The organism is Devosia sp. FJ2-5-3, assembly GCF_029201545.1.
Lineage (GTDB): Bacteria > Pseudomonadota > Alphaproteobacteria > Rhizobiales > Devosiaceae > Devosia.
The window spans coordinates 2,911,330-2,934,908 of the sequence record NZ_CP104007.1; the positions used below are offsets into that span (position 1 = coordinate 2,911,330).

At 61.1% G+C, this 23,579-nt stretch carries 23 protein-coding genes; 6 read left to right on the forward strand and 17 right to left on the reverse strand.

Annotated elements, in window-relative coordinates:
• Positions 1 to 20 precede the first annotated feature (20 nt).
• The gene (locus N0P34_RS14125; protein WP_275603864.1) at positions 21 to 779 is read left to right on the forward strand and encodes an arginyltransferase; all 759 of its coding nucleotides are present in this window, start codon (positions 21 to 23) and stop codon (positions 777 to 779) included.
• 100 nt (positions 780 to 879) lie between these two features.
• Here the strand turns inward: N0P34_RS14125 and N0P34_RS14130 are convergent, their stop codons facing one another.
• The 10 genes from N0P34_RS14130 to rpoZ all read right to left on the reverse strand — a co-directional run bounded on the left by N0P34_RS14130 (position 880) and on the right by rpoZ (position 10,697).
• Positions 880 to 1,188, reverse strand: a complete 309-nt coding sequence (locus N0P34_RS14130; RefSeq protein ID WP_275603865.1) for a Dabb family protein — start codon at positions 1,186 to 1,188, stop codon at positions 880 to 882.
• 21 nt (positions 1,189 to 1,209) lie between these two features.
• Positions 1,210 to 3,510, reverse strand: a complete 2,301-nt coding sequence (gene parC / locus N0P34_RS14135) for a DNA topoisomerase IV subunit A (RefSeq protein WP_275603866.1) — start codon at positions 3,508 to 3,510, stop codon at positions 1,210 to 1,212.
• A gap of 114 nt (positions 3,511 to 3,624) precedes the next feature.
• Positions 3,625 to 4,335 carry a DNA repair protein RecO gene (gene recO, locus N0P34_RS14140; RefSeq protein ID WP_275603867.1) on the reverse strand — a complete coding sequence of 237 codons (711 nt, stop codon included), beginning with the start codon at positions 4,333 to 4,335 and terminating at the stop codon, positions 3,625 to 3,627.
• Positions 4,336 to 4,373: 38 nt separating this feature from the next.
• Complete coding sequence (era, locus tag N0P34_RS14145; RefSeq protein ID WP_275603868.1) at positions 4,374 to 5,297, reverse strand: GTPase Era; 924 nt, start codon at positions 5,295 to 5,297, stop codon at positions 4,374 to 4,376.
• A complete protein-coding gene (gene rnc / locus N0P34_RS14150) occupies positions 5,294 to 6,001 on the reverse strand; it encodes a ribonuclease III (RefSeq protein WP_275603869.1) in 708 nt (235 codons plus the stop codon). The genes era and rnc overlap by 4 nt, the downstream gene beginning before the upstream one ends.
• Complete coding sequence (gene lepB / locus N0P34_RS14155; RefSeq protein ID WP_275603870.1) at positions 5,998 to 6,822, reverse strand: signal peptidase I; 825 nt, start codon at positions 6,820 to 6,822, stop codon at positions 5,998 to 6,000. Before lepB ends, rnc begins: the two co-directional genes overlap by 4 nt.
• A gap of 30 nt (positions 6,823 to 6,852) precedes the next feature.
• Positions 6,853 to 7,278: a holo-ACP synthase gene (gene acpS / locus N0P34_RS14160; protein ID WP_275603871.1), complete on the reverse strand. Its 426-nt coding sequence runs from the start codon at positions 7,276 to 7,278 to the stop codon at positions 6,853 to 6,855.
• The gene (gene pyrE, locus N0P34_RS14165; protein WP_275603872.1) at positions 7,275 to 7,868 is read right to left on the reverse strand and encodes an orotate phosphoribosyltransferase; all 594 of its coding nucleotides are present in this window, start codon (positions 7,866 to 7,868) and stop codon (positions 7,275 to 7,277) included. Before pyrE ends, acpS begins: the two co-directional genes overlap by 4 nt.
• Positions 7,855 to 10,140 carry a bifunctional (p)ppGpp synthetase/guanosine-3',5'-bis(diphosphate) 3'-pyrophosphohydrolase gene (locus N0P34_RS14170; RefSeq protein ID WP_275603873.1) on the reverse strand — a complete coding sequence of 762 codons (2,286 nt, stop codon included), beginning with the start codon at positions 10,138 to 10,140 and terminating at the stop codon, positions 7,855 to 7,857. Before N0P34_RS14170 ends, pyrE begins: the two co-directional genes overlap by 14 nt.
• 188 nt (positions 10,141 to 10,328) lie before the next feature.
• Positions 10,329 to 10,697 (reverse strand): DNA-directed RNA polymerase subunit omega, encoded by a 369-nt coding sequence (gene rpoZ, locus N0P34_RS14175; RefSeq protein ID WP_275603874.1) that lies wholly within the window; start codon positions 10,695 to 10,697, stop codon positions 10,329 to 10,331.
• A gap of 233 nt (positions 10,698 to 10,930) precedes the next feature.
• On the opposite strand from rpoZ, the gene N0P34_RS14180 reads away from it, so the two are divergent.
• On the forward strand, positions 10,931 to 11,488 hold the full coding sequence (locus N0P34_RS14180; RefSeq protein WP_275603875.1) for an NYN domain-containing protein: 558 nt from the start codon (positions 10,931 to 10,933) through the stop codon (positions 11,486 to 11,488).
• 9 nt (positions 11,489 to 11,497) lie between these two features.
• Here the strand turns inward: N0P34_RS14180 and smpB are convergent, their stop codons facing one another.
• Together smpB and dapA are read right to left on the reverse strand one after the other, a co-directional pair.
• Positions 11,498 to 12,001 (reverse strand): SsrA-binding protein SmpB, encoded by a 504-nt coding sequence (gene smpB / locus N0P34_RS14185; RefSeq protein WP_275603876.1) that lies wholly within the window; start codon positions 11,999 to 12,001, stop codon positions 11,498 to 11,500.
• Positions 12,002 to 12,006: 5 nt separating this feature from the next.
• Positions 12,007 to 12,882, reverse strand: a complete 876-nt coding sequence (dapA, locus tag N0P34_RS14190) for a 4-hydroxy-tetrahydrodipicolinate synthase (protein WP_275603877.1) — start codon at positions 12,880 to 12,882, stop codon at positions 12,007 to 12,009.
• Positions 12,883 to 13,113: 231 nt separating this feature from the next.
• Here dapA and N0P34_RS14195 point away from each other — a divergent pair, with 231 nt between their 5' ends.
• Positions 13,114 to 14,055 carry an alpha/beta hydrolase gene (locus tag N0P34_RS14195; protein WP_275603878.1) on the forward strand — a complete coding sequence of 314 codons (942 nt, stop codon included), beginning with the start codon at positions 13,114 to 13,116 and terminating at the stop codon, positions 14,053 to 14,055.
• 14 nt (positions 14,056 to 14,069) lie between these two features.
• Here the strand turns inward: N0P34_RS14195 and N0P34_RS14200 are convergent, their stop codons facing one another.
• Together N0P34_RS14200 and N0P34_RS14205 are read right to left on the reverse strand one after the other, a co-directional pair.
• A complete protein-coding gene (locus tag N0P34_RS14200; RefSeq protein WP_275603879.1) occupies positions 14,070 to 15,404 on the reverse strand; it encodes an OmpA family protein in 1,335 nt (444 codons plus the stop codon).
• Between the two features lie 368 nt (positions 15,405 to 15,772).
• Entirely contained in the window at positions 15,773 to 17,215 is a 1,443-nt protein-coding gene (locus N0P34_RS14205) for a hypothetical protein (RefSeq protein WP_275603880.1), read from the reverse strand.
• A gap of 405 nt (positions 17,216 to 17,620) precedes the next feature.
• Here N0P34_RS14205 and N0P34_RS14210 point away from each other — a divergent pair, with 405 nt between their 5' ends.
• Complete coding sequence (locus N0P34_RS14210) at positions 17,621 to 18,361, forward strand: SDR family oxidoreductase (protein WP_275603881.1); 741 nt, start codon at positions 17,621 to 17,623, stop codon at positions 18,359 to 18,361.
• Between the two features lie 52 nt (positions 18,362 to 18,413).
• Here N0P34_RS14210 and nagA read toward each other — a convergent pair whose 3' ends face one another.
• Both nagA and N0P34_RS14220 read right to left on the reverse strand, forming a co-directional pair.
• Complete coding sequence (gene nagA / locus N0P34_RS14215) at positions 18,414 to 19,577, reverse strand: N-acetylglucosamine-6-phosphate deacetylase (protein WP_275603882.1); 1,164 nt, start codon at positions 19,575 to 19,577, stop codon at positions 18,414 to 18,416.
• A gap of 94 nt (positions 19,578 to 19,671) precedes the next feature.
• On the reverse strand, positions 19,672 to 20,457 hold the full coding sequence (locus N0P34_RS14220) for a GntR family transcriptional regulator (protein ID WP_275603883.1): 786 nt from the start codon (positions 20,455 to 20,457) through the stop codon (positions 19,672 to 19,674).
• Positions 20,458 to 20,689: 232 nt separating this feature from the next.
• On the opposite strand from N0P34_RS14220, the gene N0P34_RS14225 reads away from it, so the two are divergent.
• Together N0P34_RS14225 and N0P34_RS14230 are read left to right on the forward strand one after the other, a co-directional pair.
• The gene (locus N0P34_RS14225; RefSeq protein ID WP_275603884.1) at positions 20,690 to 21,634 is read left to right on the forward strand and encodes an N-acetylmuramic acid 6-phosphate etherase; all 945 of its coding nucleotides are present in this window, start codon (positions 20,690 to 20,692) and stop codon (positions 21,632 to 21,634) included.
• 112 nt (positions 21,635 to 21,746) lie between these two features.
• The gene (locus N0P34_RS14230) at positions 21,747 to 22,211 is read left to right on the forward strand and encodes an SRPBCC family protein (RefSeq protein WP_275603885.1); all 465 of its coding nucleotides are present in this window, start codon (positions 21,747 to 21,749) and stop codon (positions 22,209 to 22,211) included.
• A gap of 355 nt (positions 22,212 to 22,566) precedes the next feature.
• Here the strand turns inward: N0P34_RS14230 and N0P34_RS14235 are convergent, their stop codons facing one another.
• Entirely contained in the window at positions 22,567 to 23,355 is a 789-nt protein-coding gene (locus N0P34_RS14235; protein ID WP_275603886.1) for a DeoR/GlpR family DNA-binding transcription regulator, read from the reverse strand.
• Positions 23,356 to 23,579 lie beyond the last annotated feature (224 nt).

Sequence of the window (23,579 nt, forward strand, 5' to 3'; positions counted from 1 at the left end):
TTGCAGCTTTTGGGTCCTAGATGACCAACCAGTCCCCGGAATCCACCCAGCTCTTCTTAACTGCAGCGATGCCGTGTCCCTACCTGCCGGATCGGCAGGAGCGGAAACTGTTCACGCATCTGACCGGCAGGCGCGCCTCGGCGCTTCACCATCTCCTCAGCGATAATGGCTTCCGCCGCAGCCAGAACCTTATCTATCGTCCGGCCTGTGAAGGCTGCAATGCGTGCCAATCCGTACGCATCGTGGCCGAGGAGTTCAATCCGTCGGCACGCTTCCGACGGGTGCTGCGCAACAATGTGGATCTGGGCATTTCGGTGCGCCACCCGCAGGCCACAGCGGAACAATTCGATCTATTCAAGACCTATCTCGATGCCCGCCATGCTGACGGCGGGATGACGCAGATGAGTTACGACGACTATGAGTACATGGTCGAGGACACGCCGGTTCAGTCCGTGGTGGTTGAGTACCGCCTGCTCAAGGAGCCCGGCGAACCCCTGGTGGCCGTGGCGCTGACCGATGTCATGCCCGACGGGCTATCCATGGTCTATTCATTCTACGACCCGGCGCAGGCCCGACGCAGTCTCGGCACGTTCCTCATCCTCGACCATATCGCCCAGGTACGCGCCGCCGGCCTCGACTATGTCTATCTCGGCTATTGGGTGAAGAACTCGCCGAAGATGGCCTACAAGGCCCTCTACCAGCCGCTGGAAATCCAGCGTGGACACGAGGGCTGGGTGCGCCAGTCGCCCACCGAAGCCGAGGCCTCGCGCGCGCTCTAGAGCATTTCACCGCGTCGTTGACGCGGTGAAATCACTCCAAGTCCTTGTTTTGTCGCGCTTCCGAACCGGAAAAGTGGTGTCCACTTTTCCTGGAAACGCTCTACACCGCCATATCGAAGACAATCAGCCCATCGCGACCGCCCTCGAGCGCCGCCACCAGACGCCCACCTGCGGCCTTGTGTGCCGGGTGCACCAGATAGGCATCGCGCGCCGCTTCATCGACGAAATCCATGGTGAAGCCGTCGATGAACCCCTGGTGCAGGCCCTCGGGTGACACATTCGCACCGAAGGCCATGCCAACAAATCCCGGAACGACTTCACGCAGAGATTCAAGTTCGGCATAGATGGCCGCCCGCTCTTCAAGCGACACATCCGGACGAAAGCGAACAAACACGCAGTGGCGGATCATTTGTTGAGTCCCTTGAATCGGTTAGCCGACAAACTTGTTGTTGCGCGGGAAGCCGGTTGGCGGCTGGCGGCCGGCCGCAGCGCGATCGCCGATCCAGTCCACCAGTTCCTCTGTGGGCTTTGAATAGGTCCGGCCCGAGCTGTCCATCCAGGTCAGTCCGTCCGCGGCGTAGAAGGTCTTGATGTCCGAAATCCCGCCATCCTTGTAGCGCTGCAGACGAACACCCTTGCCGCGCGTCATGGCTGCAAGCTGGGTCATCGGGAAGACGAGGAGCTTGCGGTTCTGACCGATGACGGCGACGCGGTCGCCGTCACAGGGCACGATGAGCTTGGCCTCTTCAGGTGCCGATACGTTGAGCACCTGCTTGCCCTTGCGGGTATTGGCAATGAGATCGTCCTCATTGACGATGAAGCCATAGCCGGCGGAGGAGGCGATCACCCGCCTGGTGCCCGGCTTGTGCACGAACAGCGCGACGATTTCCTGGCCTTCCTCCATATCGACCATGATCCGGACCGGCTCGCCCTGCCCGCGACCACCCGGCAGCTTGTCCGCACCAATGGTGTAGACCCTGCCGTCCGTGGTCATCATCAAGAGCTTGTCGGTCGTCTCGCAGTTGAACGAGAGCCTGAGCTTGTCGCCGCTCTTGAATGCCTTTTCATCGATCGTGGCATTGTGGCCCTTGGGCGCGCGGATCCAGCCCTTCTCGGACAGAATGACGGTGATCGGCTCGCGCTCGATAAAGGCTTCTGTGATCTCGGCCGCGTCAGCAGTGGGCGCGGCACCGACGGAGGTGCGACGTGCGCCAAGGGCATGGGGCGTCGTGCCATCGGCCTCGAACAGCGGATAGGACTTCTTGAGCGCTTCCACCTGCTTGGCGATCTCGCCCCAAAGCCGCTTGTCCGATGAGAGGAGATGCTCGAGCTTGCCGCGTTCCTCGGTGAGGTTCTTATGCTCCTTGCGGAGCTCCATTTCCTCGAGCTTGCGCAAGGACCGCAGGCGCATATTGAGGATGGCTTCGGCCTGGTTGTCGGTGAGCTCGAATGTGGCAATCAGGCTGGCCTTGGCGTCGTCCTCCTCGCGGATGATGCGGATCACCTCGTCGAGATTGAGGTAGGCAATGATGTAGCCTTCCAGGACCTCGAGCCGGGCAGAAATCTGCGCCAGTCGATATTGCGAGCGCCGGACCAGCACTTCCTTGCGATGGTCGAGCCAGGCGCGCAGTGCGTCGGCGATGCTCATCACCCTTGGCACCGTGCCGCGGTCGAGCACGTTGAGGTTCAAGCCGAAACGAAGCTCGAGTTCGGTGAGCTTGAACAGCTGCTCCATCAGGATGACGGCGTCGACCGTGCCGGCGCGCGGCTCGAGGATCAGCCGGATGTCATCCGCACTTTCGTCGCGCACGTCCTTGAGCAGCGGCAGCTTCTTGGCCAGGAGAAGCTCGGCGATTTTCTCGACGAGGCGGGACTTCTGCACCCCGTAGGGGATCTGGGTCACGACGATCTGGTAGACGCCGCGGCCCTTCTCTTCCTTGTGCCAGACAGCGCGGGTCCGGAACGCGCCACGCCCGGTTTCATAGGACTGGACGATGGAGGCGCGGGTCTCCACCAATTGCCCGCCCGTCGGGAAATCCGGACCACGGATCAGATCGTCCATCGATGGTGGCGCCGAGAGGTCCTGATGGATCAGCTCGTCGACCGTCGCATTGGGATTGTGGATGAGTTTCAGCGACGCATTGCAGAGCTCGACCACATTGTGTGGCGGCACCGAAGTTGCCATGCCCACGGCGATGCCGGTCGAGCCATTGGCCAGCAGGTTCGGGAAATTGGACGGCAGGACCACCGGCTCGTCGTCTTCACCGTCATAGGTCGGTTTGAAGTCGATGGCGTTTTCGGTGATGCCTTCGAGCAGGCGCGTTGCCACCTCGGTCATGCGGCTTTCGGTATATCGCATGGCCGCAGCGCTATCGCCGTCGATATTGCCGAAATTGCCCTGCCCGTCGACCAGTGGATAGCGAAGCGAGAAATCCTGCGCCAGACGCACCAGCGCGTCATAGATCGAAGAGTCGCCATGCGGGTGGAATTTACCGATCACGTCGCCAACGATGCGGGCGCTTTTCTTGTAGCCCTGGCTCGGATCGAGCTTGAGCAGGCGCATGGCATGCAGGATGCGTCGGTGGACCGGCTTGAGGCCGTCCCGCGCGTCGGGAAGCGCACGTTGCGTGATGGTCGAGAGCGCATAGCTCAGGTACCGCTCCTCAAGCGCCTGCTTGAGATCGACGATACGCTGATCGTCGGCCGGCGGACTGGTATCGGTATCGGACATGGTGGCTCGAAATGAGAACGAATCAGGAGCAGAGTATAGCGAGCTAGAGGCGCGGAAGCCTATTTCCCCAAGGTTTTCCCGCAGAAACAGCCGATTTTTCAACCAGCGTCGACATCATTCCGCTTTTGACATCAACTTGGTGAGCAGCATGTCTCGCACAGGGGGGACGTCCATCTGGCGGGGCCCCCAGACATGCCTGTCCAGAAAGTAGCCGGAGAGGCGAAAGGCGTCCCGGATATCACCCGGTGAAGCATTGCCGCGTGACACGAGAAAGCTCGGCAGTTTCAAGAGCTTCTCGCGATAGGGCTCAGCTGCGGCCCTCGACACCGCCCGTCCCGATCTCGGGGAAACATGGGTGAGGTCGCTGGTCACGCCGGTGGCGGCACAGCTTTCGAGATCGAGCCCGAAGCCAAGCTCATCGAGAACGGCCAGTTCGAACTTGGCCAGGGCGGCACCATCCGGAGGGTGGTCGATAAGGTCGAGCGCCATGCCAAGCAGCCGATCATGCGGGTCGCGTTCGGGCAAGAGGCGGAGATGTTCGCACACAAGCTGGCTGAGATAGAGCCGAACCGGGTCGGCGATCAGTTCGGCGGCGCGGGCATGCAGCAATTCGACGGTAAAATTGCCAAGATGATCCTCGATGCGGGCCCGCCAGGTGAGTTGCACCGTGTTGCCCGCCTGCAGGGTTGCTGCGAGCCTCGTAGACCGCCCGCCCCGCACGAGGCCGAGATACCGCCCCCGCCCTGCCACCATGGCCTCGGCAATGACGCTGCTCTCGCCATGGCGCCTGACACCTATGAGCAGCGCTTCACCAGTCCATTCCATGGCGACTTACGCCCCGGATAACACACCGGGGCGCGACCTCATTTCTTCTCGTGTGGGAAATCGAGCCCCATTTCCTGATAGCGCTCCGGATCGTCAGCCCATTTCTCCCGGACCTTGACGAAGAGGAAGAGATGGATCGGCACGTCGTACATCCCCATCAGCTCCTTGCGCGCTTCGGCGCCAATGGCCTTGATGGTCTGGCCGCCCGCGCCCAGCACGATCTTCTTGTGGCTGTCGCGCGTGACATAGACCACCTGGTCGATCTTGTAGGAGCCGTCCTTCTGGATTTTGAAGCTCTCGGTTTCCACCGTGGAATTGTAGGGAATTTCGTCGTGCACGCGCAGGAACAGTTTTTCGCGCGTAATTTCGGCGGCGGTAATCGCCATCGTGAGATCGGTCAGGTGATCTTCCGGGAAGTGCCATGGCCCCGGCGGAATGTGTTTTACGCACCAGTCGATGAAATCCTGGACGCCATTGCCCTTGAGAGCCGACAGCATGAAGGTCGCCTCGAAGCGCGTGCGTTCGTTGAGCGTCTGCGACAGTGCCAGCAGGCTCTCGTGTTTGACGGTGTCGATCTTGTTGAGGATCAGAACCTTGGGCTGGCGGATATTCTCGAGCCCTTCGAGCAAGAGCTCGATATCGGGCGCAATACCGCGACCGACGTCGAGAATGAACGCGACGATGTCCGCGTCCCCTGCCCCACCCCAGGCATTGTCCACCATGGCACGCTCAAGCCGGCGCTTGGGCGCAAAAATGCCGGGCGTATCGACGAACACCAATTGCGCCGTGTCGAGCGTCAGCACGCCGCGGACCTGGCTTCGCGTCGTCTGAGCCTTGTGCGTGACGATGGAGACCTTGGTGCCAACCAGCGCGTTGAGCAGGGTCGACTTGCCGGCGTTCGGGGCACCGACAAGCGCGATGAAGCCGCAGGATGTGTTCGTGAGATCGGCGGGTTCGGTCATTTTTGTTCCTTCCAGACATTCTGCTGGACCAGAAATTCCTGGGCCGCCTTGTGCTCGGCGATCTTCTTGGAGGGGCCGGTGGCGGCAACGCGCCCATATCCGGCCAAATCGATGGCAATGGTAAATTCGGGCGCGTGATCGGGCCCGGTCCGCTCCACCAATTCGTAGTTCGGCGGTTCGAGACCCTTGGCCTGGGCCCATTCCTGCAATGTGGTCTTGGCATCGGCGCGATGGGTCTGGCCATCGGCGATGAATTCCTCGAAGTGACGCTCGACGAATTCATAGGCCTTGCCCATGCCGCCATCGAGATAGATGGCGCCGATGATCGCTTCGGTCACGTCGCCCAGGATCGCTTCCTTTTCGGCCCCGCCCGTGCGCGCTTCGCTATCGCCCAGGATCATCTCCGGGCCAAGGTCCAGCTGGCGCGCGATGATGGCGCAAGTTTCCTTGCGCACCAGAGAGTTGAGCGTGCGGCTCAGCTCGCCCTCATTGGCTTTGGGAAAGCGCCGATAGAGCATGTCTGCGACGACGAGACCCAAAACCCGGTCGCCCAGGAATTCCAGCCGCTGATAGGAGCGTTCGACGCGTTTGCCGGGTGAAATGGCGCTGGAATGGCTGAGCGCCCGCTCCAACAGGTCCGGATCGGCAAATCGGTAGCCGAGCCGGAACTGGAGCTTTTCATGTCCATTGCTGCGGCGACTCACGGCGTCGCCGTCGTGTCATACGGCTGGTCGGTGTCGACATACTGGAACATGCGATCCCAGCGAACATTGGCCGGCCACTGCCAGATCTGCCAGGGCGGCAGATTGTCCTTGATCGAGAAGAAGCGCGCCTCTGCCTTGGCGATGAGGTTGATCGCGGGCACATAGCCCACCTGGCTCAGCACACGGCTATCGGCAGAGCGGTCTCGATTGTCACCCATCATGAAGTAATGGCCAGCGGGCACGACATATTCCGGCGTATTGTCGAGCGGCAGGTTGTCACCGATTTCCTGGATGATGTGCGTCGTCCCTTCGGGGAAGGTCTCGCGGTAGACCGTCACTTCACGGGCATCGCCATTGCTGTCGACGTCCATCGTCTTGCCGATTTCCTCGCGCTCAACCATGGTGCCGTTGATGATCAGCCGGCCATTGGTCACCTGGATGCGGTCACCGGGCAGGCCGACAATGCGCTTGATGTATTCGATGTCCTGCGGCACCGGCCGGAACACGGCGATGTCGCCGCGATTGGGGTCACGGCCCAGGATACGGTTGGAGATGGGCAGCTCGAAATCCAGCGCGCTGAAATTTCCATACCGGCCCAGCGAGAACGAATGCTTTCCGTAGCCCCAGACAAATTTGTTCGCGACGAAATAGTCGCCGATCATCAGCGTCTGCTGCATCGAGGCAGTCGGGATGGAGAAAGGCTGGAACAGGAAAAAGCGCAGGACGATGGCAATCAGCAGCGCTTCCACCACGACCACACATGTATCCCACCACTCGTTGGAGGCGGTTTTCCTGGTGGTCTTGTCGGCAGATTGGGTCATCTTCGTCCCCGAAACGGCAATGCGGAAGCGTTAGAGCGTTGCCGAAGCGGGGTCAACGGTTCTGGGTAGCGCTTCGATGATGACGAAGGCCTGGGCAAGCCCGGCATCGTCGGTGATCGTCAGGTGGATATGGGGCTCGTGGTCAGGCGGCACAAGCCGCTGCAGCGCCCGCAAGGCCCCATTGGTCAAATGCATTGTGGGCTTGCCTGACGGCAGGTTCACAACGCCCATGTCTCGCCAATAAACGCCAAAACTAAGGCCGGTGCCAAGCGCCTTCGAGCAGGCCTCCTTGGCAGCGAACCGCTTGGCGTAGGAGGCCGCCCGCTGGGCGCGGCGATCGGACTTCCGGCGCTCGATCTCGGTGAAACAACGATTGGTGAAGCGCTCGCCATGTTTGTCGAGCACCTCGCTCACGCGATGAATCTGGATGAGATCGGAACCTAGCCCAATGATCATTTGACGCCCTGAATACCCCGGCTGCCCGGCTTTACCGCCGGCAATGCCGCCAGTTTGGGCGGCAATTGGTCGGCGGGATAGGCTGGCACCTTATACTGGATAAGGCTGACGAGGGGAACGCCCACATCGGCTTCACCGGCGGAGCGATCGATCAGGCAGGCCGCAGCCACGACATTGGCGCCGATCTTGCGCAGGGCATCGACGCATTCGCGGATCGAGAGGCCGGTCGAGACGATATCCTCGACGACGATGACCTTGTCACCCGGCTCGATCTCGAAGCCGCGGCGAAGTTCGAACTGGCCGTCGACGCGCTCGGTATAAAGGGCGGGAACGCCGAGATGACGCGACGTCTCATAGCCGGGGATTATGCCGCCGATGGCCGGGGACACGACTTTCGTGACGTCACCGAAACCCTCGTCGCGGATTTTCGCGGCGAGAGCCTTGCAGAGGGTTTCCGTGTGCTCGGCATATTGGAAGACTTTCGCCTTCTGCAGGAAGACGGGAGAGCGCAGCCCCGAGGACAGGATGAAATGCCCCTCCAGCATGGCCCCGCACTGGCGGAAAATATCGAGGACTTCATCTTTCGTCATCACGCGCACTCCTGTCGACATTGCCGTCCCACTCGAGGGTCGAAATCATGCCCGCTTCGCGGGCGCCGGCCCGCTGGACGGCGGATAGGCCCGGGCTGCGCTTGAGCGTTGCCAGAACATCGGTGAGTTGCGCAAGATCGCGCACTTCGATTTCAAAGATCATCTGGTGGAAGTCGGGCGAAATCATCCGCATCACCAGATTGTTGATGTTGGCGTCGCACGCGGCGATGGCCGAAGAAATCTGCGCCAGCGATCCCGGCTTGTTCAGTGATTCCATCGAAATCACATTGGCAAAGAGGCGGTCTTCCTCGCCTGTCAGGTCCCAGCGCACATCCACCCAGGCCACGTCCTTGTCATGCATCTGGGCAAGCACTTCGGAATGGATGGGATAGACGACGATCGGCGCGTCCGGCTGGAGAATGCCGACGAGACGATCCCCCGGGACGACACCCTCCCCCGTGATGCGAACAGGGGTATGGAAATCAAGCTGTGCCAACGCGGCCTTGGCGGCGGGCCCGCCATGCTGGCCACCGGGCACACGGAATTTGAAGAGCTCGGTCGCGCGGAGCGCAAACCAGCCATCGGCGGTATCAGCGACAGGCAGGTCGAGCTTGCGGCGACGCTTGCGAATGCCCTTTACCTTAGCGAGGGCATTGCCAAGATCCTCGCTGCCCACCTTGCCTTCGCCCAGCGCGATAAGCAGATCCCGGCGATTGCCGATGTGGAGTTCTTCGGCAAGCGTCTTGGCCTCGGCCTCGTCGAGCATGACGCCCTCGCGCTCCAGCATCATGTTGAGCACATGCTCACCAAGGGCGTGCGCGCGCTGCGTGGCGGCGAGACGCACCGCTCGGCGGATGGCCGCCCGCGCCTTGCCGGTTGCCGCAATGCCGATCCAGTTGGAGGGCGGGCGATGGTTCTGGTCGCGCAGGATTTCCACTTCGTCGCCCGAACGCAATTGCGTCACCAGCGGCAGGATGAGGCCGTTGATCTTGGCGCCGACGCAGGTGTCCCCGATATCGGTGTGCAGCGCGTAGGCGAAATCGATCGGGGTCGCGCCGCGCGGCAGGGCGATCAGCCGCCCACGGGGCGTAAAGCAGAACACCTGGTCCTGGAACAGCTCAAGCTTGGTATATTCCAGAAAATCTTCGGCCGAGATCCCGGAAATGAGATGGCTGATGGTCTGCCGAAGCGAGCCATAGGCCTGGGACTCGTTCTCGATGCGGGTCAGATTGGCCGATGCGCCGTCCTTGTAGAGGGCATGGGCCGCAATGCCGAATTCGGCGATCTGGTCCATTTCCTCGGTGCGGATCTGCAGCTCGACGCGCTGGCGGCTGGGACCCACGATCGTGGTATGGATCGAGCGATAATCATTGTGCTTGGGGACCGAGATATAGTCCTTGAACCGCCCGGGGACGACCTTCCAGGTCGTGTGGATCAGTCCCACGGTGCGGTAGCATTGCTCCACCGACTCCACGATGACCCGGAAGCCGATCATGTCTGACAATTGCTCTAGGGCGATGGATTTGCGCTCGATCTTGGAAAAGATCGAATAGGGCGATTTCACCCGCGCCTTCACCCGCGTCTTGATGCCCTCGGCGCCAAGACGTTCGGTCAGCTCACGCGTAATGGTCTCGATGGCTTCGCGATTGTCGGCCTGCAATTGCTCGAGGCGCTCGACAATGGCCGCGTATTGCTCGGGGTGCAGGATCCGAAAGGACAGATCCTCCAGCTCGTTGCGCATATCCTGCATACCCATGCGGCCCGCGAGCGGGGCATAGATATCCATGGTTTCCTGCGCAATGCGGACCTGCTTGTCCGGCCGCATATATTGCAGCGTGCGCATATTGTGCAGCCGGTCGGCCAGCTTGACCAAGAGGACGCGCACGTCCTGGCTGACGGCAAGCAGCAATTTGCGCAGGTTCTCTGCCTGGGCCTCCTCGCGGCTGACAAGGTTCAGCCGATCGATCTTGGTCAGGCCATCGACGATCTTGCCGATCTCGCCGCCGAAAAGCTGATCGATCTCGGCGCGGGTCGCGTCGGTATCTTCGATCGTGTCGTGCAGCAGGCCAACGGCAACCGAAGCGTCATCGAGCTTGAGCTCGGTCAGGATCGCCGCCACTTCTAGGGGATGATTGAAATAGGGGTCGCCAGAGGCACGCTTTTGCGAACCATGCTTCTGCATGGCGTACACATAGGCCTTGTTCAACAATTGTTCGTCGGCGTTCGGGTTGTAAGCCTGAACACGTTCGACGAGTTCGTACTGACGCATCATGGAGGTGGCTGCTCTCGCTCTGTCTCCATACTTAGCGCGTCGATTGGAAATGGGAAGGGTCGCGCGCCAAGAGATTGTTCATCCAACACAAAAACACCCCCGGAATGGTCCGGGGGTGGAGTGTTTTGGACTTTGGGATTTCTCGCCTTCGACCGCCTGCCGTCAGCAGGGGCACCGGCGGGAACCAATCAGTCGTCGCGACGCTCTGGCGGAGCCAGGCTCTCGATACCGCGAAGCAGTTCTTCTTCGCTGATCGTGTCGAAATTGATCGAGTCGTCGTCGCCGGAGCCATCGAGCAAGGGAGCGGCGTGGCTCTCGGGCTCGTCGACTTCGACATATTTCTGCATCGAGTGGATCAGGTCCTCGTGCAAATCTTCAGGCGAAATGGTGCCATCACCGATCTCACGCAGGGCAACGACGGGATTTTTGTCGTTGTCACGCGCTACAGTGATCTGGGCGCCGGAGGAAATCATGCGCGCGCGATGAGCGGCCATGAGGACGAGGTCAAAACGATTCTCGACCTTCTCAATGCAGTCTTCAACGGTGACGCGTGCCACGAACGTCTCCAATAATTTGCGGAACGAATGTTGGCCATACACCATGCGGCGGGGGATGACAAGTTTGGTGACCGTGCGGGCGCCCCACCCTGCCTTGCCGCCTCCATGGAAATATGCGAAGAGCGGCCGAAGATTAAAGTCTGGCCGTGAACTTATTCGGCCCCACGACGCCCTCTTGCAAAATTGTTCGCAACCAGACAGAATTCGCGCTGTTCATTGGAGCGTTTGTTAGTATGGGAATTGATCCTCGCGAGAAGATTGCGCTTTTTATTGATGGGGCCAATTTATATGCCACGTCTAAAGCAGTCGGGATCGATATAGACTATCGGAAACTTCTCACCGAGTTCGGCGCTCGCGCCTATCTGTTGCGGGCTAATTACTATACCGCCCTGGTGGAAGATCAGGAATATTCTTCCATCCGGCCGCTGATCGACTGGCTGGATTATAACGGCTACACCGTGGTCACCAAGCCCGCCAAGGAGTTCACCGACGCTCTTGGCCGCCGCAAGGTGAAGGGAAACATGGACATCGAGCTCACCGTGGATGCGCTCGAACTTTCAGCCTTTTACGATCACCTGATTCTGTTTTCCGGTGATGGCGATTTCACTGCCCTCGTGGCCGCACTGCAGCGCAAGGGCAAGCGCGTGACCGTGGTCTCCACCCTGACCACCTCTACCCCCATGATTTCGGACGATCTGCGCCGCCAGGCGGACTTCTTCCTCGATGTCGTCGACCTTGCCAAGACCGTGGGCCGGCCCCAGGTCACTCGTCCGGTCAATCCGGACGCCTAGCGCGGAAGCCTATCCGCGCCCACCTTCCTTCATGATGCGCGCCTTGTCGCGGTTCCAGTCCCGATCGCGGCTGGTGGCGCGCTTGTCATAATTCTTCTTGCCCTTGCCCAGGCCGATCAGAAGCTTGGCCTTGCCCTGGTCGTTGAAGAACAGTTTCAACGGCACGATGGTATTGCCGGCTCGCGAGACTTCGGCATCGAGATGGGCAAGCTGTTTCTTGCTCACCAGCAATTTCCGCGGGCGCCGTTCCAGATGGTTGAAGCGGTTGGCCTGCAGATATTCAGGAATATGGGCGTTGATCAGCCAGAGCTCACCCTTCTCAGGGGAAGCATAGGCCTCGGTGATCTGGGCTTTGCCGAGGCGCAGAGACTTGACCTCGGTGCCCGTGAGAACGACGCCGGCCTCGATCGTGTCGCCGATTTCGTAGTCGAAACGCGCACGACGGTTCTCAGCCACTAGGCCGTGACTGATGAGACCGCTCTTTGATTTGTTCTTGTCGTTCTTCTGAGCCATGGGCCTTAGATAAGTCCGGCGTGACGCATTGCAAAGTCCATGGCTTCTTCGCCGGCGGACGTTGCTGGGACGATCGGCAGGCGCACCTCATTGGCGCAGAAGCCGAGCTTGCTCGCGCCATATTTTGCTGGCGCCGGGCTGGGCTCAACGAAGACGGCCTTATGCAGATGCACCAGCTTGTCCTGGATGGCGAGCGCGCCCTTGAAATCGCCCGCCAGCGAGAGCTCCTGCAATTGCGAGCAGAGCTTGGGCGCCACATTGGCAGTGACCGAAATGCAGCCATTGCCGCCATGGGCATTAAAGCCCAGTGCCGTGATGTCCTCACCCGAGAGCAAGATGAAATCGGTGCCAAGCTTGGCGCGCTGAAGGCTGGCGCGGCCCAGGTCGGCCGTCGCATCCTTGACGCCGATGATGTTGGAATGTGCCTCGTGGAGGCGCGCAATCGTGTCCACCGTCAGGTCAGCCACTGTGCGGCCGGGCACGGAATAGAGAATGACCGGGATCCCCACCGAGCGCGCCACGGCAGAAAAATGCTGGAACAGGCCTTCCTGGCTGGGCTTGTTGTAATAGGGCACGACCGACAGGACGGCGTCGGCACCCGACTTTTCGGCGTGCTGGGCGAGGGAGATGGCTTCCGCGGTGGCGTTGGAGCCGGCGCCGGCCAGAACCGGGACGCGGCCATTGGCGACTTCCACGCAGATATCGACGACGCGATTGTGCTCTTCGTGGCTGACCGTGGGGCTTTCCCCCGTGGTGCCGACCGGCACCAGGCCGTGCGAACCCTGTTCGATTTGCCATTCGACAAAGCGGGCAAAGGCTTTCTCATCAACGGCCCCATCGCGCATGGGAGTGATGAGAGCCGGAATTGAGCCACGCAGCATTTTGTCGGTATTCCCTGGTTTATGCCGAGCCTGGGGTCGGCGAAGAGTTGGATGTCCGGGCCGAGCCCTTGAGAGAGGCGCACCATACTTTCAACTTTTGCCCATCACAAGGCAGATGGCGACAAACTCTGCCCACTTGCCCGCAACTGTGCATCGCGCCGCAAAAGGCTTGAACGAGCCCCTTCGCTGGGGCCACATGGGCGGGCCCGACGGGAACGATTGGAGAGAGTTTTGCGCAAGAGCCGAAGCGTACCGTCGGACCACCCGCCCTTCGCCAATCTGCATGTTGCGTTCATAGAAACGCGCAACCCGCTTGTGCGCATGGCCGTGCATATATCCGGCTCGCTCTCCGATCCGCGCCCACCCTTGGTGTGTCTGGCCGGGCTCAATCGCAACATGAGCGATTTCTCCGATTTTCTGGCTTATTTCCGTCGCGCAGAAATGGGCGGATGGCCGACTTTGCTGATCGATCTGCCCGGTCGCGGTCGCGCCGACGATCGCCTTGCCGCATCCGACTATAGCTCGCTCGCCGACGCCAGGGATGTTGCCGACGGGCTCGCCGCGCTCGGCGTCCCCCGCGCCATTTTCCTTGGTCAAGGCCATGGCGGTCAGGTCGCGATGGCACTGACGGCGGCGCACCCACTATTGGTTGCAGGCACGATATTGCTCGATGCCGGACCTGTCGTCGATTCGCGGGGGATCGTACGGCTACGCAACAATCTCGCACATATCGAAAGCCTGCGAGGCCTCAAGCTTGTCACAGCGGGGTTTCGCCGGATGCTGGGGGGCGATTATCCGGGGCTAAGCGACGAGGCCCTGGATCGCCTGGCCCTGCGGAGCCACCATCTCGACAAGCGAGGGCGCGCCCAGCCCCTTTATGATCGTCGCCTTCTCGCCCCGCTGGCTGCGATCAATTTCGATGATGTCCTGGCACCGCAATGGCCGTTCTACGACGCTCTATCCATTGCGCCGCTTATGATCCTGAGGACGCACCTCACCGATCAATTGCGGCGCGAGACTTTCGAAGAGATGGTGCGAAGACGCCCGGACGCGATCGCATACACCATTGCCGGTCAGGGCTCCCCTGCCCTGTTCGACCAACCCGAGGAGATCGCGGCCATTGCGCGGTTTATCTCGCATCTGGCATCGGGCCGGCGCGGCAAGGCTGCCTGACGGTTCGGTCGGGATCAGTCCCTGACCGAAACCACGATGCGCCGGTTCTGCGCCTTTCCGGCCTGCGTAGCATTGTCCGAGATGGGCTGCGCCTCGCCAAATCCAAGGACGTAAAGCCGATCGGAGACAATGCCGCGCTCGACAAGAGCGTTGGCCACGGCTTCAGCCCTCGCTACGGACAAAGCCAGATTGGCGCGCGCTTCGCCGTCGCTGTCAGTATGTCCTTCGATATTGACCATGATCTCGGGACAATTTTGCAGTGTGGCGGCGATCTGGTCGAGCATCGTTCCCGCTTCCACCGCCAGTATTGCTGCGCCGGACCGGAAGAGAATAGCGTTCTGAGCCGACAGGATGGCCAATTGCTCGGCGCATTGGGTCCGCTGTGCTGCGGGGGACAAGCTGGGACGGACACTTGGCTGCACAGAGGGAACAGTTTCCGGCTGCGCCGGGGCGACCGCCCCCGCAGGCTGCGCCTGTTGGACCGGCTCGGCCGCTGGCTGCGGCGGAGCAGGAACGGCCTCTGCGACGGCAATTGGCGCGGGCGTCGCCAGGCTCAAGCCCCATCCTGCCTCGGCCAGCTTGCGCTCGCTGAACTGAGACTGGATGGACCTGGCCGCCTCGGCGGAAGCTGGCGTGCCGGAAATGACCCAGGCCCTGCCGTCAAATCGCACCTCGCCTTCGGCCATTTGCGGAAGAAATGCCAGAGCCTGACGGGCAGCGTTTTCAAAATTGACGGGTTCGCCGGACCCATATCGAAGGCTGGATACGGCGCCATCCCCGGCCAGGCCCATCAGAGCTGTTTCCAGATTGGGGCTCGGCACGAAACCCGTGAGCGTCACTCCAGCGCCTTCGGACCGCTTCGCCGAGAACTCGAAAGGATCCACCCGTGGGGCGGAAATTTCGGCCATGGCAAGGATCAGACCCTGGGGCAGTTCGGTCGCAAGCTGGGAGCGCACTGTCGCATAGGCGTCGGCATTGGCCGCGACACCGGAGATCGAGACGATGTTTCCCCGCACCGCGAAGCGCCCTTCATTCAGGCGTCCAAGAATGCCGAGACCGAAAGCGGCTATGTCGTCATAGCGGGCCGGCGCGCCGGCACCGAGTTTCAACCAGGTCGTGTCGGCACCGTCGACCTGGGACAGGCGCTGGCGGGTCGCTTCATCAGGGGCGTAACCGTCGAAAACGAGGGTGCCACCCGCTTGCCGTGAGATGCTCAGCCAATATTCGTAAATTTGGGGTGGAGGGACTGAGACCACCGAATTCTGCGCAATAGCGGCACCCGGAAGAACGATTGAGCCGAGAGCGACGAAGACACCGCCCGCTGCCCAGGTAAGGAGCCGCCTATTCATGCCAAACCTATAGAATCCCGCAATTTTGCGGACCCTAGATGATTTCGCGCGGGTGACAAAGAAAAATGCACGAGGACAGGCGCAGGCTCAGTAAGCTTGGCACCGTCTGTTTTGAGTTTTGCACTTTGACGCTGGTGCCCGGCGATATCGGGACGGAGAAGTCAGACTGAACTTGGGCAGACGCCAGGCCAAGTCAAAATTTTGAGCGAAAGTTCGCGGGGTCCGCCGAGCCAATCGGTCCGTCCCGGATGGGTTGGGTTCGATCCTGATTATCCCGTCGATCCACGACCGTGATCTATCCCACGGCCCAAAAGCAGAAAGGCCCGGCAAATGCCGGGCCTTTCCGTTCGGAATACCGAAGCTTCCAATTACTGGAAGGACTTGGCAGCCTTGAAGGTGACCTTGTAGGCACCGTTCTGGTGAGCTTCGCCCTTGAGCGAGGAGGTGAAACCACCGCCCGGAGCCCATGCGAGTTCAGCCGAACCGTAGAAGTCGGACTGCTGAGCAACTGGCTTGTTGGTGCCATAGACACCGACTTCACCGGTCAGCTTAACAGTCTCGGTGACAGCAGCCACGAGCTGGAGAGCGACCTGGTAGCCTTCGTCGTTTGCAAGGCCGGTGTTCTCGTCGAACCAACGACCGCCGAGGTTGACGCTCACGCCTTCGGTGATTGCTGCACCGATGGAGCCGCCGAGACCAGCCTGGTTCGGGATAGCAACGCCAGCGTTCTGGCCGCCGGTTGCTTCACCCGACAGAGCGATGGTGAACATGTCGAAGGTGGCCTGAGCCGAACCAAGGACGTTCCAGTAGGTGTCGGAAGCATTGTTGGCGCCATAAGCACCGGCAACGCGGACCTTGAATGCGTCGAAGGTGCCGGTGACGCCAGCATGGACGCCCCAATCTTCAACGATACCGTCGAGCACGCCACCAGCAACGCCGGTGATGTGTGCGGTGATGCCTTCACCAGCGTAGTTCACGACGCCGACGAGGGTACCAGCAGCCTGAGCACCGGTGGTGGCGTTGTAGAAGCCAGCCGGGTTGGTGCCGAATGCGCCAGTGCCTTCGTTGCCGAGGTTTTCGAGACCAACACCGACGTTCACGCCGTTGCCGAGATCCGAAACGACCTGGATGGCATAGTTGCCAGTGCGCGGGTGCTGACCAGCGTAACGAACGCCCTTGTCAACTGCGTCGGAGTTGAAGAGACCCAGGAAGTTGAAGGGCTCGTCGTCGCCGAGGTTCGCGATCGAACCCTTACGGCCAGCGGAGATGATGGTGGTGTCGCCGACCGAGACGAAAGCCTCGTCGATGATCCATGCGCCGTTCGAACCAACACCGTTCACGGTAGCGTCGCCACCAACGGTCGGGCCAACATAAACGCCAGCGGCGTCATAGCCTTCGTTGGTCACGACCTGGTCGAACCAGGACTTGAGCTTGATGGTGGCCTTGGCCGGACCGAAATCGCTGTCGGCGGTGCCGACGAACTTCAGCCAGGTCTCGACCTTCGTGCGCCAGTCGTTGTCAAAGGTGGAGCCACCGACGACGACGGCGTTGTTGTCGTCAACGTTGCGCGAACCAGCCTGTGCAAGGATGCCCATGCCCGGGAACGTGCCGGCATAGTCGCCCCAGATGAATTCGTACTTCACTTCGCCCGAGATCTGCAGGCAGTTGGTGTCGGACGAGATGGTCAGGCCCGAAAGACCGAGAGCGTCACAGACGTCCAGCGAGGTGAGAACGCCGAGATCGGCAGCGAAGCCTGCGGTCGAGAGACCAGCGGCGGCGACAGAACCGAGGATAAGGCTCTTGAGTTTCATTAATTGACCTCCAAAGTCAGTCATTTTTGGTGCCGGTTACCCAGCGGTTTGTCGAAACGCGACCACACTATTCGTGGTGCAGTGTGTTGCCGTCGCGCTGCGACCGACAAACGATCCCATGCATGGATTCGCAAGACCCACTCTACGCATGGAAGATGCGGACGCAATCACGCAAAGCCGGATTCAAGCTCGCCACAATATGGTTGCGAACCGGATGTTGCAGATTCAGCACACAGTTGGAAACCTTTCGTTAACACTTCTGAATACCAGCTTAAGAATCCCCGTCTTCCGGGCTTTTTCGGACCTGTCGAGGCTTCGCAGCCCCCATGCCGGGGGCCGTTTGACACCGGATTGGCTTTGCCCGACACATGGCAGCGACATGGCTGGAATAAGGGAGAAAGCAATATGACGCCTGGCGGATACGCACTTGTGACGGGTGGCACTTCAGGCATCGGGCTGGCCACGGCACGCGGCCTTTCACAATCGGGATGGCAGGTGGCGATCTGCGGGCGGCGTCGCGAACTGGTCGAGCAATTGTCGGACGCGCACGGATTTGTCGGGCTCACCTGCGATGTCGCCGACGCGGATTCGGTCGCAAGGATGTTCGCCGGTCTCAAGGAAAAATTCGGCCGCCTCGATCTCGTCTTCAACAATGCAGGCCGCTTTGCCCCCGCCCGCCCCTTTGGCGATATCGAGATAGAGGTCTGGCGGGAGATGGTCGATACCAACCTCAACGGCGCCTTCTATGTCGCCCGCGAGGCATTCCGCATGATGCGCGAGCAACAACCACAGGGCGGGCGGATCATCAACAATGGCTCGATCTCGGCTTATGTCCCCAGGCCGCAGGCGGCCTCATATACAACGACCAAGCATGCGATTACCGGGCTGACCAAAGCCATCTCGCTCGATGGCCGGGCCTACAACATCGCCTGCGGACAGATCGACATCGGCAATGCGGCGACCGATATGACCAGCCACATGAACGCCGGTTCGCTGCAGGCCAATGGAACGGTGGCGCCCGAGCCGACCTTCGATGTTGCCCATGTCGTGGAAGCCGTGCGCTACATGGCGGGACTGCCGCTTTCGGCGAATGTTCAGTTCATGACCGTGATGGCCACGGCCATGCCCTATATCGGCCGCGGCTAGGACTTCGATGGATATAGCTTGGCCCCACACAATTCTCTGCGGGGCCAGGCCATTATTTCTGCCAGACGCGCTCGCCGGAAATCCAGGTGGATTGAACGTCCATATCGCCCGAGAGGTGAACGAAGCTGGCGAGAGCGCCAGGCCGCAAATGGCCATAAGTCTCTTCAATGCCGAGCGCCTCGGCGGGATAGAGCGACGCCATGCGCAATACTTCCTCGAGCGGCACGCCAATCTTCCGGTTCATGAAGGTCACCGCGTCGATCATGTCGAGATCGGCCCCAGCCAGTGTTCCATCCGCCAGGCGCAGGGCGCCATCCGCGCGAGTGATCTTCCGACCATTCAGCGTCATCTCCGTCAGATCCGTTCCCGTCTGCGACATGGCGTCGGTGACGAGGAACAGCCGGCCGGCGGCGCCTGACTTGGCCCGATGGGCTATTTCGATGCTGGTGGGATGAACGTGGATGCCGTCCGCAATCAATCCGGCAAACACCCGATCGTTGGCCAGCGACGCGCCGACGACGCCGGGTTCGCGATTGCCCATCTGGCTCATGGCGTTGAAGAGATGCGTCACCATGCTCGCGCCCGCGTCGAAGGCGGCGCCCGCCACTTCGGCGCTGGCATCGGAATGTCCGATACTGACGACGGCCCCGGCCTCGACGAGGGTTGCGATCTGATCGGGCGTCACGGTTTCCGCGGCGACCGTGCAGATCAGATTGGGCAATGTCCGGGCTGCCTCGACCGTCCGCGCGAGGTCACTTTCGTCCATGGGGCGAATAAGGGCGGGATCGTGCGTCCCCTTGCGCGCAAGGGCAAGGTGCGGCCCCTCGAGGTGCAAACCAAGAAACCCAGGAACGCGCGCCTGAACGGCTGCATTCCCGGCTGCGATGGCTGCAACATTCACCGCTGCAGTGTCGGTGATCAGCGTCGGCATCAGTGCGGTCGTGCCAAACTGGGCATGAGCTTCGCAGATGGTCCGGATACCGGCCAGATCGGTCTGATTGTTGAATAGAACCCCGCCGCCGCCATTGACCTGCAGGTCGATGAACCCCGGCACGATCAGTCCGTCGCCCAGGTCTATCTTTTCGGCGTTTTCCGGGATTTCACTGCGTGGGAGGATGGCGCAGACATGGCCGAACTCCACCAGAATTGCCGCATTGTCGTGCCAATCATGCCCGTCGAAGAGCCGCCCGCCCATAAAAGCCGTCAGGTCGCTCATGCTGTCTCCGTTACTGTCCTGAATGCCGCCGGCATTTTTTGCCGTAACCCGCAATCCAAAAATCCATCGAATGACACGCCCCTCATGAGGCCTGTCACCGCCCTGCTCCGTTGGTCGGCGCGTCACCCAGCCGGAGCTCGGCGACAAAATCATAGGTGTCACCCCGATAGATGGAGCGGGTGAACTCGATGACACGGCCGGACGCGAGATAGGATGTGCGCTCGATATTGAGTCCGGCCGACCCTGTCGATACATGCAGCAAACGCGCATCGTCTTCGCCTAGATTTGCGGCCCGGATCCGCTGGATGGCGCGCACCGGCCGATTGCCGCTGCGATCGAGGTGCTTATAAAGCGAATCTGCGATTTGGCCGGGATCCGGCAGGATGTCGCTCGATAGGCTGGCGCGCTCGATGGCGAGCGGCGTGTCGCCGCTGAGGCGAAGCCGCGCAATTCGCGCCACCTGCTCGCCGGGAGACATGCCCAGAATGATGGTTTCTTCAGGCGACGGCGCATAAAGCCCGCGATCCAGCCATTCGGCACGCACGGCCATGCCGCGGCGCGCCATGTCTTCGGTAAAGGAAGTTAGCTGCGAGAGCGATTGCTCCACCCGCTGGGTCGGCGGCGCAACGAAGGTTCCGGAACCGTGCCGCTGCACCAGCAAGCCTTCCTGCACCAGATGCAGCACCGCCTTGCGCACCGTCACCCGCGAAACATCGACCCGCAGCGCCAGGTCCCGCTCGGATGGCAGGGCATCTCCGGGCTTGATAGCGCCGCTTTTTATGGCATCCTCTATCCAGCGCTTGAGCTGAAGATAGAGGGGCCCGCCCTGCGGCAGGGTCACCGGATTGCCGGAGAAGAACGTTTCAAACGTCTCTGCCACGCTTTTCTCCTCGCTTGACGATGGTACCGGTTATCTCCGCAGATAGACCGAGCGCTTCGCTTTGACAATACCAATAAAATACCATTCACCAAGCCGAAACTGACTTGGCAGAGAAGATTGCTGTGCGTCTCAGCCCGCGGGCGCCACACAAGGGGGGACGATGACCCGTTCCGGCCGCCCTACTCGACAAGTGGTATTTTTTTGGCATTATCTCCCGAGGAGGAGATAATTCATGCGACAGACCGAGATGCGTCATATGGATGCGAAGGGGCTCGAAACCCTCCCCGCAGATCGCGTGCTTCGGCTTCTCGCCCATGGTCAGGTCGCCGCAGCGCAAAGCGTCGAATCGGCGATCCCGGACATTGCGCGCGGCGCCCACCTCGCTGCCACCAAAATTGCCGCAGGCGGCCGGCTCATCTATGCCGCTGCCGGCAGCTCGGGCCTGATGGCGCTCGCGGACGGACTGGAATTGCCCGGAACCTACGGCATCGAGCAGAACCGGATCGCGGTCGTACTGGCTGGGGGATTGCAATCCCTCACCAACATGGCCGGGGGACCGGAGGATGACAGCGACGCCGCGCGCCGGGCGATCGAAGCCCTTGCACCCAGCGATCGCGATTGTCTCATTGCCGTGACCGCCAGCGGACAGACCCCTTTCCCCATGGCAGCGCTGGCGGCCGTTCGCGAAGCCGGTGGCGCCACCATCGCCATCGCCAATAATGAGGGTTCGCCCATTCTGTCGGCCGCCGATGTGGGCATTTGCCTGCCGACGCCGCCAGAGCTGATCGCGGGTTCGACCCGCATGGGGGCCGGCACGGCTCAGAAAATCGCCCTCAACATGCTCTCCACCATGATGGCCATCGAACTGGGCCATGTGCATGACGGGTACATGGTCAATCTGGTCGCAGACAATATCAAGCTGCGCGATCGGGCCCGGGCGATCGTGTCGGCCATTGCGGGGGTGGATGACACTGTCGCTGCGCGGGCGCTCGACACCAGCCAGGGCTTTGTGAAGCCCGCCGTGCTTCTTGCCGCCGGTGCACCCGATCTCGCCGCAGCCAGGCAATTGCTGGACACCCACGGGGGCGTCCTGCGCCCTGCCCTGGCGGCGCTCGGACATGCACCGTCCGAACCCGGCGAAACACGGTTCAGCGACAAGACCGCAACGGCCTCCTGACGGACGGCGCAATGAAGGGGTGGCTGGGCTCGCATATTTCATATCGAATATGTCGAACGCCATCACCGGCTCTCGTCGTCATTGCAGACAATAAACGTCAGGAGGACCAGAAATGACCCAGGACAGTTCGCGCGATCTCGTGCTCACCCGATTGATCGACGCCTCGCCCGAGGCGCTCTATCGCTGCTGGACCGAACCGGCCCTGATCACCCAGTGGTTTGCGCCAAAACCCTGGAGCACGCCGCGCGCCTCGGTCGATCTGCGCCCCGGGGGCCGCAGCGAGATCGTCATGGCCGACGAGAACGGCACCGAATTCCCCAATCCGGGGCAATATCTCGAAGTCATTCCCAACAAGAAGCTCGTCTTTACCGACGCCTATGTCGGGGACTGGCAGCCCTCTTCAAAACCGTTCTTCACCTGCGTTCTGACGTTCGAGGAGGAAAGCGGCAAGACGCGGTACACGGCCACGGCACGGCACTGGACGGTTGAGGACAAGCAGGCCCACGAGAAGATGGGCTTTCACGAAGGCTGGGGCCTTTGCGCCACGCAGATGGAGGCCTTGGCCAAGACACTCTGAGCCCCGTTCGGTGCCCGGCCGCACGCACCAGGGGGCGGCCGGAAACCCCTCTACTGCGCCGGGCGGGACCCGAATAGCCAGATAGGGCCGCCCCGGCAATTCCACCGCGAACACGGCATTCGGTTCACGCGGGAAGCAATCGTACGAAGGGACTACCCTCGCTGGGCCCCTCGACACTGGCCCTGAACCCATCCCCTTTGCCGACGGGAACAGCTATCACTACAAAACCCGGCCATCCACATTAAACCGCAAAAATCGAAGCATGACGCTTTCGCTTTTTTTCGTTCAGGCATAAGCCATGCGCGAGATGGCCGCGCGCTGTCAAATCACACGCCAATCACGGCCCCGAAGCGCGCTAGATTGCGACGATGATTTCAATCCCCCGCCGCTCGAATTCGCGACGGTCTTCATCAGAGATGCCGTCATCGGTGATAAAGCCGGTCAAAACATCCAGCGGCCCGAGGGACGAAAAGGAGGTCCGCCCGATCTTGGTGCTGTCCGCCACAAGATAGACCTTCGACGCCGCCTTGATCATGGCCCGCTTGACGTAGAGGTCGGCCATGGCGGGAAAGGTCAGCCCGGCATCGAACGACACCCCGGCGGTTGCCAGGAACAACTTTTCGGCGAATACGCCCTGGAAAAACTCGCCGGCTTTTTCGCCTGACAAGGACAGGGTCGGCGCCTTGAACTGACCGCCGGACATATGAATTGTCATGCTGGGCAAGGCGCCCAGGAGAAGCGCGATATTGATCGCGTTGGTGATGACGTTCAAATTCTGGTGGGACACCAGATTGTTGGCGATTTCGGTCGTGGTTGATCCAGCATCGAGGATAATGGTCTCGCCAGGCCCGACCAGGGCAGCCGCTGCTCGACCAATCTTGCGCTTGCTGTCCATATTGACCAGGTGATGCAGCGACATGGACTGCACCTGTTGCGGCACGGACTTCAGGTGCGCGCCACCATGCTCCCGGGTCACAAAGCCCTCGGCGTCGAGGCGCTCGAGGTCCTGGCGGATCGTCGCTTCCGAAACGGCGAAGGCCACGGAGAGATCGCGCACGCGGGCGCTCCCCTCTTCCTGCAACCACTCGAGAATTTTCATCCGCCTCGGTTCGGCGAGCAAATTCTGTCGGCCAGCGTCCGCCATGGGCTTTCGCCCTCTACGCGCTGCGGGGTCGACTGGCTTTGTGGTGGAACCGGCCAAATCCTGCCCTCCCGATCACTTCCGGCAAGGACTTAGCCTTGGCCTCCGGCATTCGCAAGGTCAATGCGGTTTCGCCGCGCATAAAGTACCAAAATGCAGACATTCACAAATAAACCGCAAAAATCGCAAATACTAGTTGATAGCCGGTCAGGTCGAAGGCTAGGCTT